12 protein-coding genes and 1 tRNA gene are annotated in these 14223 nt (G+C 51.4%); 9 read left to right on the top strand and 4 right to left on the bottom strand.

What is annotated here, in order from left to right; genetic code table 11:
- Nucleotides 1-23: 23 nt before the first annotated feature.
- From fimC to sfmF, 4 genes are read left to right on the top strand one after another with little or no spacing between them, the layout of a single operon-like run.
- Nucleotides 24-716: a type 1 fimbria chaperone FimC gene (gene fimC, locus WB237_RS11640; RefSeq protein WP_336213134.1), complete on the top strand. Its 693-nt coding sequence runs from the start codon at nucleotides 24-26 to the stop codon at nucleotides 714-716.
- Between the two features lie 14 nt (nucleotides 717-730).
- Nucleotides 731-3292, top strand: a complete 2562-nt coding sequence (locus WB237_RS11635) for a fimbrial biogenesis usher protein (protein WP_336213132.1) — start codon at nucleotides 731-733, stop codon at nucleotides 3290-3292.
- Nucleotides 3285-4292, top strand: coding sequence for a type 1 fimbria D-mannose specific adhesin FimH (fimH, locus tag WB237_RS11630; protein ID WP_336213131.1), 1008 nt, complete (start codon nucleotides 3285-3287; stop codon nucleotides 4290-4292). Before WB237_RS11635 ends, fimH begins: the two co-directional genes overlap by 8 nt.
- Nucleotides 4293-4301: 9 nt before the next feature.
- Nucleotides 4302-4823 carry a fimbria assembly protein gene (sfmF, locus tag WB237_RS11625; protein ID WP_134707218.1) on the top strand — a complete coding sequence of 174 codons (522 nt, stop codon included), beginning with the start codon at nucleotides 4302-4304 and terminating at the stop codon, nucleotides 4821-4823.
- A gap of 51 nt (nucleotides 4824-4874) precedes the next feature.
- Here the strand turns inward: sfmF and fimZ are convergent, their stop codons facing one another.
- From fimZ to WB237_RS11610, 3 genes are all read right to left on the bottom strand, one after another.
- On the bottom strand, nucleotides 4875-5507 hold the full coding sequence (gene fimZ, locus WB237_RS11620) for a fimbria biosynthesis transcriptional regulator FimZ (RefSeq protein WP_049007446.1): 633 nt from the start codon (nucleotides 5505-5507) through the stop codon (nucleotides 4875-4877).
- Between the two features lie 800 nt (nucleotides 5508-6307).
- The gene (locus tag WB237_RS11615; protein WP_336213127.1) at nucleotides 6308-7036 is read right to left on the bottom strand and encodes a helix-turn-helix transcriptional regulator; all 729 of its coding nucleotides are present in this window, start codon (nucleotides 7034-7036) and stop codon (nucleotides 6308-6310) included.
- 24 nt (nucleotides 7037-7060) lie between these two features.
- Nucleotides 7061-7759, bottom strand: a complete 699-nt coding sequence (locus WB237_RS11610; protein ID WP_336213124.1) for an EAL domain-containing protein — start codon at nucleotides 7757-7759, stop codon at nucleotides 7061-7063.
- A 278-nt stretch (nucleotides 7760-8037) separates the two neighbouring features.
- Between WB237_RS11610 and WB237_RS11605 the strand changes: the two genes are divergently transcribed.
- A tRNA-Arg gene (locus WB237_RS11605) sits at nucleotides 8038-8114 on the top strand.
- A 7-nt stretch (nucleotides 8115-8121) separates the two neighbouring features.
- On the opposite strand, the gene WB237_RS11600 is transcribed toward WB237_RS11605, so the two are convergent.
- Nucleotides 8122-9030 carry a LysR family transcriptional regulator gene (locus tag WB237_RS11600; protein ID WP_336213122.1) on the bottom strand — a complete coding sequence of 303 codons (909 nt, stop codon included), beginning with the start codon at nucleotides 9028-9030 and terminating at the stop codon, nucleotides 8122-8124.
- 100 nt (nucleotides 9031-9130) lie between these two features.
- On the opposite strand from WB237_RS11600, the gene WB237_RS11595 reads away from it, so the two are divergent.
- The 4 genes from WB237_RS11595 (at nucleotide 9131) to WB237_RS11580 (ending at nucleotide 14083) form a co-directional block, all read left to right on the top strand.
- Nucleotides 9131-10129 (top strand): aldo/keto reductase, encoded by a 999-nt coding sequence (locus tag WB237_RS11595; RefSeq protein ID WP_336213120.1) that lies wholly within the window; start codon nucleotides 9131-9133, stop codon nucleotides 10127-10129.
- Between the two features lie 305 nt (nucleotides 10130-10434).
- Nucleotides 10435-11451, top strand: a complete 1017-nt coding sequence (locus WB237_RS11590) for an iron ABC transporter substrate-binding protein (protein WP_114978002.1) — start codon at nucleotides 10435-10437, stop codon at nucleotides 11449-11451.
- Nucleotides 11452-11475: 24 nt separating this feature from the next.
- Entirely contained in the window at nucleotides 11476-13050 is a 1575-nt protein-coding gene (locus WB237_RS11585; protein ID WP_336213117.1) for an ABC transporter permease, read from the top strand.
- 1 nt (nucleotide 13051) lies between these two features.
- Nucleotides 13052-14083 carry an ABC transporter ATP-binding protein gene (locus WB237_RS11580; RefSeq protein WP_336213115.1) on the top strand — a complete coding sequence of 344 codons (1032 nt, stop codon included), beginning with the start codon at nucleotides 13052-13054 and terminating at the stop codon, nucleotides 14081-14083.
- Nucleotides 14084-14223 lie beyond the last annotated feature (140 nt).

Genomic DNA, 14223 nt, shown 5'->3' with positions numbered 1-14223 from the left:
ACATTATTAAAGGTACGGTTGTGATGAATACCCGAATTAAACCAGGACTTTTTTTATCGTTTATTTTGATGATGGTTTCTGCTTGCGCGAATGCTTCCGGCGGTATTGCGCTGGGGGCCACGCGCGTTATTTATCCGGCAGATGCGAAGCAAACGTCGCTGGCGATCACTAACAGCAACAAACAAGAACGCTATTTAATCAACGCATGGATCGAAAATGCGAACGGGCAAAAAGAAAAAACCTTTGCCGTCACTCCGCCCCTGTTTGTCAGCGAGCCAGACAGCGAAAACACGCTGCGTATTATTTACGCCGGACCGACGCTGCCCGCCGACCGTGAATCGCTCTTTTACATGAACGTGAAAGCGATCCCGTCAGTGAACAAAGCGAAAACGGAAAACAATAACGTGCTGCAGCTGGCGATCCTTTCGCGTATCAAACTGTTTGTACGCCCGAACAATCTGGCGATGCAGCCGGAAGAGGCGCTCTCCCAGCTGCGTTTTGAGCGTACTGGCAACCACCTCAAAGTCAGCAACGCGTCTCCGTATTACATCACCCTGGTCAACATGAAGCTGGGGGGTAAGGCGCTGGATAACCTGATGGTTGCGCCTAAAAACTCGGCACAACAGGTACTGCCAGCCGGTGCGAGCGGCACGCTCTCCTGGCAGAGCGTAAATGACTACGGTGCCATTACACCGGCGCGTAGCGTCAACCTGTGAGCAGAGTCAGGGCGATGAAAAATCATCAGGGACGTTACTGCCCGGTTGCACTGGCGCTGATGGCCGCGCTCTGGCCGCAGGCTGGCTGGAGCGAAAGCTACTTCAACCCGGCCTTCTTGTCCGACGATACCGCCAGCGTGGCGGATTTGTCGCGTTTTGAACAAGGTCACCAGCAGGCACCCGGCGTTTATCGCGTGGATATCTGGCGTAACGATGAGTTTATCGGCACCCAGGACGTGCGTTTTGAGCAAGCCGAAAACACCCCGCCGGTGGCGGGCGGTTTATCGCCGTGCATCACGCGCGCGATGCTCGATCGCTTTGGTGTCAATGTTGCGGCATTTCCTGAACTGGCAAATGTACAGGGCGATACCTGCGTTCCGCTGACCACGGCCATCCCCGGCAGCGAGACGGCATTTAACTTTGCTTCTCAGCGTCTGAACGTCAGCCTGCCGCAGGTGGCGTTGCAGAACAGTGCCCGTGGCTACATTCCGCCTGAACAGTGGGATGAAGGCATTCCCGCCGCCCTGTTGAACTACAGTTTCACCGGTAACCGGGGCAGTGAGGACGACAGTTATTACCTGAACCTGCAGAGCGGGTTGAACTATGGCGCCTGGCGTTTACGTAACAATGGCGCATGGCGTTACACACAGAATAACGGGCAGCGGCACAGCGAGTGGCAGAATATCGGCACCTGGGCGCAACGCACCGTCATTCCGCTTAAAAGTGAACTGGTGCTGGGTGACAGTAATACCGGCAATGATGTCTTCGACAGTGTCGGTTTTCGCGGTGGACGGCTCTTTTCATCTGACAGCATGTACCCTGATAGCCTGCAGGGTTATGCACCTACCGTACGCGGAATTGCCCGGACGCCCGCCAAAGTTGTGGTTCGTCAGAACGGCTATGTTATCTATCAAAGCTATGTCCAGCCCGGCGCGTTCGCCATTACCGATCTCAACCCGACCTCCTCAAGCGGTGACCTGGAAGTGACGGTCGAAGAGAAAGATGGTACCCAGCAGCGCTACACCGTGCCGTACTCCACTGTACCGCTCCTGCAGCGTGAAGGACGCTGGAAATATGACCTTGTGGCGGGGGATTACCGCAGCGGTAACAGCGATCAGGATACGCCATTCTTTACTCAGGGAACCCTGATTACCGGTCTTGCCAATGGTTACACGCTGTACGGTGGTACCCAGCTGGCATCTCGTTATACCGCGGTGGCTATCGGGGCCGGAAAAAACCTCGGTGACTGGGGCGCGGTCTCGCTCGATATTACTCACGCCCGCAGCCAGCTCGCGGACGACAGCAAACATGAAGGACAGTCTCTGCGCTTCCTCTACGCGAAATCACTCAACGGTTTCGGCACCAACTTCCAGCTGCTGGGTTACCGCTACTCCACAAAAGGGTTTTACACCCTGGACGATGTGGCCTGGCGCTCAATGGAAGGTTATCAGTATGCCGATAACCAGGATGAAGATGGCGTCCCGGACGTGCAGAGTTATCACAACCTGACATGGAATAAAAAAGGGCGCTTCCAGCTCAATATTTCTCAGTCGCTGGGTGACTATGGATCGGTCTATATCTCCGGCAGCGAGCAGAGCTACTGGGGAACCGATGAGACAAACCTCTGGTATCAACTGGGGTATGCGGGAGGCGTGAAGGGGATCAACTACTCCGTCTCCTGGTCGTGGAACAAATCCGTCGGGATAGAAGGTACCGACCGGATCGCATCGTTTAACGTCTCCGTACCGTTCAGCCTCTTTACCCGTCAGGGGTATCGCCGGGATAGCGCGATTGACCGCGCCTATGCCACGGCATCCGCCAGCCGAAACAGCGATGGCGATACGAGCTGGCAAACTGGCGTCAGCGGTACGCTGCTGGAGGATCGCAACTTGAACTACAGTGTGACCCAGGGACACACCAGCAATAATGGCTCAAGCGGTAGCGCCAGTGCCAACTGGCAGGCGACTTACGGCACGTTGGCCGCGGGTTATAACTACTCACGCGATCAGCACGATCTCAACTGGCAGCTCTCCGGTGGTGTGGTCGGTCATGCCGACGGGGTGACCTTCAGTCAGCCACTGGGCGACACCAACGTGCTGATCAAAGCGCCGGGAGCATCGGGCGTCAGTGTGGAAAACCAAACCGGCGTGAAAACCGACTGGCGAGGCTATGCGGTTATGCCGTATGCCACCGTCTATCGCTACAACCGCGTGGCGCTGGATACCAACACCATGAGCAACAACACCGATATCGAAAACAACGTGAGCAGCGTGGTGCCAACCAAAGGCGCGCTGGTTCGCGCCAGCTTTGATACGCGTATCGGTGTGCGTGCCCTGCTGACGGTGACGCGCGGTAACCAGCCCGTGCCGTTCGGTGCCGTGGTGCGCGAAACCCAGAGTGGCGTTACCAGTATGGTGGGGGATGACGGGCAGATCTACCTGAGTGGGCTGCCGCTGGAAGGTGAACTGCTTATCCAGTGGGGCGACGGGGCGCAGTCCCAGTGCCGTGCACCTTACAGCTTACCTGAAAAGAGCCTGCAACAAGCGATCACACTTAAGGGGATCAGCTGTGATTAAAACCCAAATCTTTGCCCTGTCGTTTCTGGCGTTACTGCCCGCGACAAACGCATTAGCGACCGTGTGCGTCAATGAAAAAGGTGTACCGACGGAAGTGCATTACGACCTGACGGATAAATTTAATAGTTCGAATAACCAGGTCGGGCAGGTCGTGACGCTCAGCGAGAAATCACAGTGGGTAGGGGTGAATGCCGTCTGCCCAAAGGGCACGACCGGTAATACCACCAAACGTAGCTATGTGACAGATTACCCGATCACCGGGACCAGCGATGGCTACCAGTATCTGAAGCTTAATGACTATCTGGACGGGGCGATGAAAATCACGGACAGCTTTGCTGGCGCGTTTTATCCACCCAAAAACTATATCCAGATGGGGAGTCATCCGAACGTTTCAAAAAACAAACCGTTTGGTGTGCAGGATTCCAGCCTTATTTTCCGCCTTAAAGTGACGCGACGCTTTATCAATATGGTGGTGATCCCACGTGCCACCATGTTCCGTGTTTACGTCACCACCACGTCCTCCGATCCGTTAACCACGCCTGTCTACACCATCAGCTACAGCGGAACTATTCAGGTGCCGCAGAGCTGCGCCATCAATGCCGGTAATGTGGTTGAGTTTGATTTCGGCGACATTGGCGCCTCTTTGTTCAGCAAAGCGGGTGTGGGTAACAAGCCGGAGGGCGTCTCATCGCAAAGCAAAACCATCGCGATTAAATGCACCAACGTGGAGGCGAACGCCATGCTGACGATGCGTGTCGAGGCTGAAAAGGTCTCCGATAATGTACTGGTGTCCGATAACCCGGATGTGGGCTTCATCATTGCCAACGAGAGCGGTGCGCCGCTCACGCCCAACAACCTGACGAGTAAAATTCCGTTCCGCCTCGACGACAGTGCGCAGGCGCAGGTAGGGATCCGGGTCTGGCCGGTGAGCGTGACGGGCAACAAGCCAGCGGAAGGGCGCTTTACCTCGCGCGGATATTTGCGTGTGGATTACGACTAAGGAGCCGATATGCGAAACGGGATCCGTTTTATTACCGTGGCGCTCTTTGCGCTTTGCACACAAGCTCAGGCGGAAACCGCGTTGGGCGAAATTAACATTCGACTCTACGGCAATATTGTCGATTTCACCTGTGTAGCAGAGGGGAGCGATAGCGACAAGACCGTCACGTTAGGCACCTGGCCGACTAAACAGCTGAGCTCCACCGGGAGCCGCACGCAGCCCATGCCGTTTACGCTGAAGCTGACTGGCTGTCCGCCGGGCGCTGCGTCGATCACGTTTTCAGGCAAAGCTGACGGAAGTAATAACGGGTTGCTGGCGTTGAATGACGCCAGTACAGCAAGTCATGTCGCCGTTGAGATCAGGGATGCGGATAAAACGCGTCTGCCGCTTCAACAGGCCAGCCAGCCAGTCACGGTTGATGCGCAGGGGAATGCAATTCTGTCGTTTTATGCCAATTATATTGCCACTGCCGATAACCCTCAGCCCGGACAGGCTGACGCTGATGCTACTTTCATGATTAACTATAATTAGCACTGACCGCACTCCCTGCAGCTCAGATAAGCTGCAGGGAGTGAATTCAGGTTATAGCAGTTCGTGCGCTTTGGCGTAATCAATTAATTCCACGATACTTTGCACACCCAGCTTGGAATAAATGTTGGATTTGTGCGCACTAATGGTTTTGTTACTCAATAGTAACTGTTCAGCTATTTCCTTATTGGATAATCCATTCGCCAGATAACGTAATACCGTGACTTCACGATTCGATAATGGCATATCCACTGCGATCCCTTTCCCTGAACCCTGGTGATTTATAAAATTCAGCGTTTCCGACGGGAAAAAAGAATAGCCCATCAGGATCATATCTACGGCATTGTAGATCTCACCCAGGTCTTTTCGTTTACTGACAAAGCCATTTGCCCCGGCTCGAATGGCACGGCCTGAGTAAAACAACTCTGATTTCGACGAGAGGAACAGAATCTTAATGTTTTTATTTAAGTTTCTGATTCTCTTTAGTAAAGCGAAAGCATCTGTACTGGTGAGTTCGATGTCAAGGATCACCATATCAATAGGGTGATTACGGATACAGTCAAGGACTTCATGGCTGTCGCCAGACTTGAGCTTGACGGTGATGTTTTTATTTTTCTGTAGCAGGACTTCTATCGACATTCTGACAATAGGGTGTTCGTCCATAATGATAACGGATGCCGGTTTCATTTTTAATGCCTCAGATTGTTAAAAGCGTTATGTAGAGTTTTGTAAAACTCACGAAATGCCGGAAGGATATAATGTGCAGATCCCTATACCGAAGTATTTCCCTGGAAAGAGCGAAAGCATCCTTGTTTACGTAATGAAAAGAACTATGCCTCAGCGCGGTCATCTCATTTGGCTGGTGTTGGCAAAAAGGTTTTTCTTATTCAGATTTGGTACGCATCTTATTATACAGGGTAAGTTTTTTCCGAAAACCCTGTAAATTAATATCCGGGTATTAGTTTGTATTATCTTCTGGATCTGAATAGCTAATTTTTTAAAATTAGCGGAAATGTCCTGTTATCCCATTTACCGCATATTTTCGTCTTTATGTAATAACAAAAAATAACAGATATCTCTGTATGTTGATTAATTGTTAACAAAAACACGCCTTTTTTAAAGGGGCGAACTCGCTGTGGAGAGGTTAAAAATTACCCTCACAGGCCGTCAGACCTTCATCTGAAAGTTCTTACGTTGACCCGGATAATGGCGTCATCTGCACAGGAGAACATGCTGACTGCTTCACTTTTTACTCCGGGAAGGTGTCGCTAAGTTGTTTGTTTTTACATCATTATCATCTTATTAACGCCTTCTGCATTCACTTAACGGATGGAGGAAAGTTCTGCTGTTTCCTCAATTTGTGGTATTTCACAAGGTTCACGCCCATAAATTAGGAATAGTTATAATTTCGATTTTATTGTTAATAATTAACATTTTTGCAACGCAAGTGGTAAGTAAATTCCTAAACCGCTTTAGGAAATAAGGGGTTATGACGTGAGCGAAAACGTGCAGTCTGAGAGGTTATTAAGAAGATGCAGCAATTCCTGGCGATGGCTTAGCCCTAGTTTCAGCAGGATGCAGCTGAGACGATAGATAATGCGGCTATAGGGACGATTTTGCATATGGGCAATCTGACGTAATGTCTTGCCCCGGGAAAGTTCCTGCAGGATGGGCCATTCATTGCGCGAGAACCAGTCTTTCCCGGTCCCCTGCGGGGGACGAGTATCCAGCAGGCTGTGCTGGAGCGCTGCGGCGTTCAGCTGACGTTCGAGCACATGAAAGGGACCTGCCGCTTTGCAGAAGAGGCGGGTGTCATAATTATCGGCCCGGACCAACAGCCAGGGGGTAAGGAAAGGAGGAAACAGGCTATGCCGTCTCAACTGATCCAGTTTCTCCAGAAGCCCCGTGGACCGGCTTTCAATATCAACGACCAGACGGGCTGATGGCCACTGCGTCTGAGCGACAAGGGCGTCGTCCAGCGTGGCGTAGTCGCAGCAGCTACTCAGGGGAAACTGCCCGTTGAGAAAACCGGTGCGCAGGAAATGATCCTCCGTCACCAGAAGGATAAACGGGGCGTCTGTTTTGCGGGGCTGGCTGATGGACTGGCTCAAAAATTCGAGTCGGTCGAAAAAAGGGGGAGCAAAAGGCGAGTGCGTAAATCCCAATGCATCACTTCCTGTACGCCGCCGCCTGTAACGGCGCACTGTCATTCGCATGGTCTCCCTCCTGGAAATGGCTTTTTAATCCTCCGGCCATGTCCAGGACGGCCAGTAATATCCCTGGCCGAGTTCTGCGCCCGCCTGCAGTGCCCAGGTACGATCGCGCTCAGTTTCAATCCCTTCGATAAGAACTTTCCCGGCAAGCTGAAAGCAAAGTGAAACCAGTTGCCCCAGCGCAGGGGTAGCGCGTAAGCGCCAGAAAGCTTCTTTATCAATTTTGATGCCGCTTAACGGTAGGCGACAGGATATAAACGACGAAATTAATACTTCATCAACATCATCCAGCCAGATGCTATGCCCCTGCCTTCTGAGTTGCTGCAGGTTCTGGATGACGCTCTGTTTCCGCGTAACAGACAGCGCCAAAAAATCCGCGAGGTCGACGATCTCAATATTCAGCGGAGCCCCACTCAGCCGGATAAGTCGCTGAAAAGATTCTGACTCTGTCAGGACGGTTATCGGCAGATTAATAAAAAGGTTATGACAGTGCGGTGTATTTTTTAATGCGACAAGCTGCGCTTCAAGCAGGGTTATCGACTCTTCTGCAGACTGGCGGCGGAAAAACGCCTCACTGTGCCGCGTTTCGGACATGATGCTAAGCACCTCAGCGCCAATCTGACGCGAAGAGGTGAGGGCGACAATGGGCTCAAGTTTAATGCCGACGATGTCCTGAGAAAGGGCCTGTAACTGGGGGGGCGTATAGATCAGGTTTTGCGCTGTCACTCCATTATCCTGTTGTCTGTCAGCCTCCAGGCGGCCGGGATACCTCTTACTAGTGTGACGAGGTGACGTTCAGGAAAACAGCAGGCGTTACTTAAATGCCACTAAGCCTTTTCGCAGCGCATAATTTTACGGTGAAACTGATGATAATGTTGAAAAAACAGGCGTATTTACAACCGGCCAGGCGTAATTGGACATGAAAACGGAAAAGGCATTGACTCACCTGACATTGACCGTATAATTCTTCGCGTTTCACCACCGCGAAGTTCACTCTTCTCAGTGCGCCCTTAGCTCAGTTGGATAGAGCAACGGCCTTCTAAGCCGTAGGTCGTAGGTTCGAATCCTACAGGGCGTGCCATTTCATCTCAACATGCGTCTTTATTCATCGACATAACCCACGCTATGAAAGTTCTCAGCGGTGCAGGTAGATGTTTTCGACTCGGGTAGTAAACACAGAAATTATCAGCGGGATAGGCATAATCGGGTAGCAAACGGACAAGTTTGTTTTCGCTAATTTTATCTTTAACCAGATTCTCATAAACAAACGCAATACCTAACCCATATTCAGCAGCCTGAATCATTGCCGCATCTGAATCTACAACCAGATCGCCATTAACAGACACGTCCATTTTTTCCCCTTGTGAATCTATAAACTCCCATTGGTATCGTTGTCCATCAGGAAAGCAGCGATTTATACACCTGAATTTTATAAGATCTTTTGGTGAGTCAGGCTGTCCTGATTTTTCCACAAAATGGGGGCTGGCAACGGGAATAAGAGACATCTTGCCTCCAAATGGGATTGCAACCATATCTTTAGGAACATCTTGTGTATAACGTACTCCGGCATCGAAACCTGAATCTATAATATTTATTTTTCTGTCAGTGGTGAATAACTCTAAATTAATACCCGGGTAATCATTTTTGAACTTAACGAAGTGGCTTTGAAAAAAGAGATCAAGCACGATTCGGGGTAAGTTGATTCTGATGACGCCTTCTGGGTTATCTTTGTGGTCATTAAGATTATCAATGACGCGCCTGTAGTCATTCAGGACTGGCGTCACGTCATTAAGAAATGTTTTGCCGACAGCGGTTAAAGACAAGCTTCTGGTGGAGCGATTTAAAAGCCTAACACCCAGTTTTTCTTCAAGATTATTTATAGCGACCGTTAATGTCGGCGCTGAAAGATTTAATTCTTTTGCGGCTTTACGAAAGCTCCCATGTTTTACAATAAGAAGTAATATTTCTATGTGCTGTAATTCTGGCACGTTTTTCATTGTTAGTTTCCATAAAATACTGCATTAAAAATATACTAATTGTTATGCGTGAAAAATGGAAGTATATATTTCCTGTCGTTTATCGAAAGAGGAATATAAGGTGAAAACACGTTATCTTGGGAAAAGTAAATTCCAGGTGTCAGCATTGGGTCTGGGTTGTATGGGGATGAGTTTTGCCTATGGTGGTGCCGAAGAGTCGGAGGCGATCAATACTATTCACGCTGCGGTGGATTTGGGCGTCACCTTCCTTGACTCCGCAGAAGTCTACGGCCCCTTTGATAATGAAGTCCTGGTCGGAAAAGCCATCAAAGGCATTCGCGATAAGGTACAGATTGCGACTAAATTTGGTTTCCGTATTCTTCCTGTCGGGCAGGGGCTTGAGCGTATGGCTGGTGTTGACAGCCGCCCTGAACATATTCGCGAAGCGGTGGAAGGTTCACTTAAACGTCTCAATATCGATACTATCGATCTGCTATATCAGCATCGCGTTGACCCGACAGTACCTGTTGAGGATGTTGTGGGAACAATGGCTGATTTAATCAAGGAAGGGAAAATTCGCCATATCGGGCTTTCAGAGGTGTCAGCCGACACTTTACGCCGGGCCTGCAAAATTTATCCGATTACCGCAGTTCAAACGGAATATTCGCTTTGGACTCGCGAGCCGGAGGAAAGCATTATCAACGCTTGCCGCGAGTTAGGCGTTGGGTTTGTGCCCTATAGTCCGTTGGGACGCGGATTTTTAACCGGGAAAATCACAGACAGTTCCGGTTTTGGCGAGGATGATTTTCGGCGCAACCTGCCTCGCTTCCAGAAAGCAGCGATGCAGAAAAACCAACTGCTGCTTGATCAACTACAGGGCGTCGCTGATAAATACTGTTGCTCCCTGGCACAACTGGCACTGGCGTGGGTGATGAGTAAAGGAGAGGATATTGTTCCCATCCCGGGCGCACGAAAAATAGCACATTTACATGATAATGCGGGTGCGGTCAGTCTGAACCTTTCCGACTCCGATATTAAGGTCATTGACAGTCTCTTCACGCCTGACAATATTCAGGGGCAAAGATATAACCAGAGTGATTTTAATTTAATCGATAAATAACACCTCGCAAAAAATTCTCCTGCTTTTATGGCGGGAGAGTTGCTTAGCCTGTGTATTAAATGTCGCTCTAATAAATAGAAGGCTAATGAGTTTTTCTTCCATTTAGCCTTAAGGTTTTCTTAATTTTTAATCATTCCGCTTTCTTCATCTGGATTTTTATCATTCCAAACCCCGCGATAATGAAATTTTACACTTTTACGCCAAAACTGGATTGATACTAATTATCATTAGCGTTTTTGTATGCTTTAATCCTGTCCCACAAAGCTATGCGTTGTTAATCACGTTGGTCAATTAAGGATATGTTCATGAATTCTCGTCTGCTGTCATGTTTCTCCCTTGCCTTGTTGTCTTCATCCCTTTTCCTTTCTACACAATCAGTTGCGGCAGATAACAACGAAGGTATCGTTGTCTACAACGCGCAGCACGAAAATCTGGTTAAGTCGTGGGTTGATGGTTTTACCAAAGAAACCGGCATTAAAGTGACTCTGCGTAACGGTGATGACAGCGAGCTGGGTAACCAACTGGTTCAGGAAGGCAGCGCATCGCCAGCAGACGTATTCCTGACGGAAAACTCGCCGTCCATGGTTCTGGTGGATAATGCCAACCTGTTTGCACCACTTAATGCAGATACCCTGAAGCAGGTACCAGCAGAATATCGTCCGGCACACGGTCGCTGGATCGGGATTGCTGCCCGCAGCACGGTGTTCGTGTATAACCCAGAAAAACTGACCGAACAGCAGTTGCCAAAATCGCTGATGGATCTGGCGAAACCTGAGTGGAAAGGCCGTTGGGCGGCCTCACCGTCAGGCGCAGATTTCCAGGCCATCGTGAGCGCAATGCTGGCCCTGAAAGGCGAGAAGGCGACTCTGGAATGGCTTAAAGCGATGAAAACCAATTTTGTTGCCTACAAAGGTAACAGCACCGTCATGAAAGCCGTCAATGCCGGTCAGATTGATGGCGGCGTGATTTATCACTACTACCGTTTTGTCGACCAGTCCAAAACGGGTGAAAATAGCAAAAACACCCAGCTCTACTACTTTAAACACCAGGATCCGGGCGCGTTTGTAAGCCTCTCCGGCGGTGGTGTACTCGCATCCAGCAAACACAAAGAGCAAGCACAGGCGTTCATCAAATACATCACGGGTAAAGAAGGCCAGGAAAGCCTGCGTACCAACAATGCCTTTGAATATGCTGTGGGTGTAAATGCTGCCTCTAACCCGAAACTCGTTCCGCTGAAAGATCTCGATGCGCCGAAAGTTGAACCTTCAACGCTCAACAGTAAAAAAGTCATCGAGCTGATGACTCAAGCCGGTCTGCTGTGATCCTGAGAGTAAAGTGAACGTCTTATGTCTGGTCTGAGTCTCGACATCGGTAAAAACAGAGTGCAGGAGCCTGCTCGCAGGCGTCCTGCACTGCCGATGGTTGCGTTAGCTGTCCTGTTTTCATTAATGGCGCTTCTGCCTTTAGGTTTTATCATTGCCATTGGCATTGAGACGGGCTGGGAGACGATTAAGGCGCTGGTGTTCCGCCCGCGTGTTGCTGAGTTGCTCAGCAACACGCTGTGGCTGACAGCGTTAGCGGTTCCGCTTTGTATTGTGACAGGCGTAGCAATCGCCTGGCTCACAGAGCGCACGCAGCTTGCCGGACGAGGGATCTGGTCTGCGCTGGCGGTGGCTCCGCTGGCTATCCCCGCGTTTGTACAAAGTTATGCGTGGGTAAGTGTTGTCCCGTCGATGCATGGACTTTCTGCAGGCGTGTTCCTCTCCGTACTTGCCTACTATCCCTTTATCTATATGCCGGTTGCGGCGGTGCTGCGTCGCCTTGACCCAACGCTGGAAGATGTCGCCGCTTCGCTCGGTACTCCGCCGTGGCGGGTCTTTTTCCGCGTGGTGCTACCACAACTCAAACTCGCGATCTGTGGTGGCGCGCTGCTGGTGGCGTTGCACCTGCTGGCGGAATATGGCCTGTACGTGATGATCCGTTTTGATACCTTCACCACGGCGATTTATGACCAGTTTCAGTCTACCTTCAGCGGTCCTGCCGCAAACATGCTGGCGGGTGTACTGGCCTTGTGCTGTCTGGCTATCTTAGTGCTGGAAGGTGTTACCCGCGGAAAAGCACGCTACGCGCGCATTGGTGCTGGTGCCGCACGTGAACAGAAGCGCTGGCCGCTGAAACCCGCTGCGGCTGCGCTGGGTCAGCTGTTTTTCATCGTGCTGATTGTTCTGGCACTGGGCGTGCCATTAATTGTTCTGTGTCGCTGGATTTGGCTCGGCGGTGTGCAAAACTGGATGAGCGCCGATCTCTGGCACTCACTGCGCCAGACGCTGATGCTTGGTGTGGGTGGTGCTCTGTTGACGACAGCGTGTGTGATCCCCATCGCCTGGCTCGGAATTCGCTACCCCCACCGCGTTTTTCGTCTGCTGGAAGGCTGCATCTACATCACCAGTTCGCTGCCGGGGATTGTTACCGCGCTTGCGCTGGTCACTGTCACCATTCATTACGCCCGTCCCATTTACCAGACGGAAATTACCCTGTTCCTTGCCTATCTGCTGATGTTTATGCCCCGCGCGCTCATTAACCTGCGTGCCGGGATAGCACAGGCACCGGTAGAACTGGAAAACGTGGCGCGCAGTCTTGGCAGTACGCCGGCGAAGGCGCTCTGGAGCGTCACGATGCGGCTGGCTGCGCCGGGTGCGGCAGCGGGGGCTGCACTTGTTTTCCTCGGTGTCAGCAACGAGCTGACTGCGACTCTGCTGCTCTCTCCGCTGGGCACACGCACGCTCTCCACCGGGTTCTGGGCGCTGACCAGCGAGATCGATTATGTGGCTGCTGCCCCTTACGCAATGCTGATGATCCTGATTTCACTCCCGCTGACCGCCATTCTCTATATGCAGTCGAAAAAAATTGCAGGGCTTTGACATGCTTGAATTAACCTCCATTTCTAAAACATTCTCTGATGTGCAGGTGCTCGACAGCTTAAACCTGAGCGTTGCCCCCGGGAGCCGGACGGCAATTGTCGGGCCATCCGGGTCAGGTAAAACCACGCTGCTGCGAATTCTTGCCGGGTTTGAAACACCGGACACCGGGCGCATTGTCATGCAGGGGCGAACGCTGTTCGATGAGAACAGTTTTGTCCCCGCCCACCTGCGCGGGATCGGTTTTGTTCCTCAGGAGGGCGCATTGTTCCCGCATCTTAATGTGGCAGATAACATTGCCTGGGGGCTGGACGGTACACGTCATGAGAAGCGTCAGCGTATTGAAGCGCTGATGGATATGGTTTCGCTGGACAGGCAGCTTGCGACGCACTGGCCGCATGAGATTTCCGGTGGGCAGCAGCAGCGTGTGGCGCTGGCCCGTGCGCTTGCTCAGCGTCCTTCACTGATGCTACTGGATGAGCCCTTCTCAGCGCTGGATACGGGCCTGCGCGCGATGACGCGCAAAGCAACGGCCGATCTGCTGGCCGAAGCGGGCGTTGCCTCCATTCTGGTCACCCACGATCAGAACGAAGCGTTGTCGTTTGCCACCCAGGTTGCCGTCATGCGTGCCGGACGTTTTACCCAGGTTGGTACGCCTTATGAAGTCTACACACAGCCTGTTGACGAAGAAACGGCGCTGTTTCTTGGGGATGCGGTGATCCTGCCAGCTCAGCTCAATGCCGGGAGTGCTATATGCGCGCTGGGTGAGGTGCCGACGGACAACGCGCATGCGACAGGAGAGGGCAGGGTAATGATGCGCCCCGAACAACTGCGCGTAACGGCATGTGCAGCGCATGAAAGCCCGATCTCGATTCTTGATGTGGATTTCACCGGTCAGCTGTCGACGCTCACCCTGGGATTAGCCGGGCAACAGCAGCCTGTGATTCTGAAGACGGTAAGCCAGCCCGGGTGGAACCCTGGCACGTCGGTACGCATTGAGATTGCTGGCACGGCACGTGTTTTTGAATATTCTTAATAGTCGTTAGTAATTTCGTGCAACGGGTTGTTATAAAAGAATTTTCCAGAACGTATGGCATTTCCTGAGATTCTCTACCATGCTCATAATGCCTCACACATAATGTGTGGGGTTTTTCGTAGTTGCTGATTAATCTCAAG

Source organism: Enterobacter sp. P82, from assembly GCF_037053385.1.
GTDB lineage: Bacteria > Pseudomonadota > Gammaproteobacteria > Enterobacterales > Enterobacteriaceae > Enterobacter.
The sequence above is the reverse complement of the archived record's forward strand: the minus strand, read 5'-3'. Positions and strand labels throughout refer to the sequence as shown.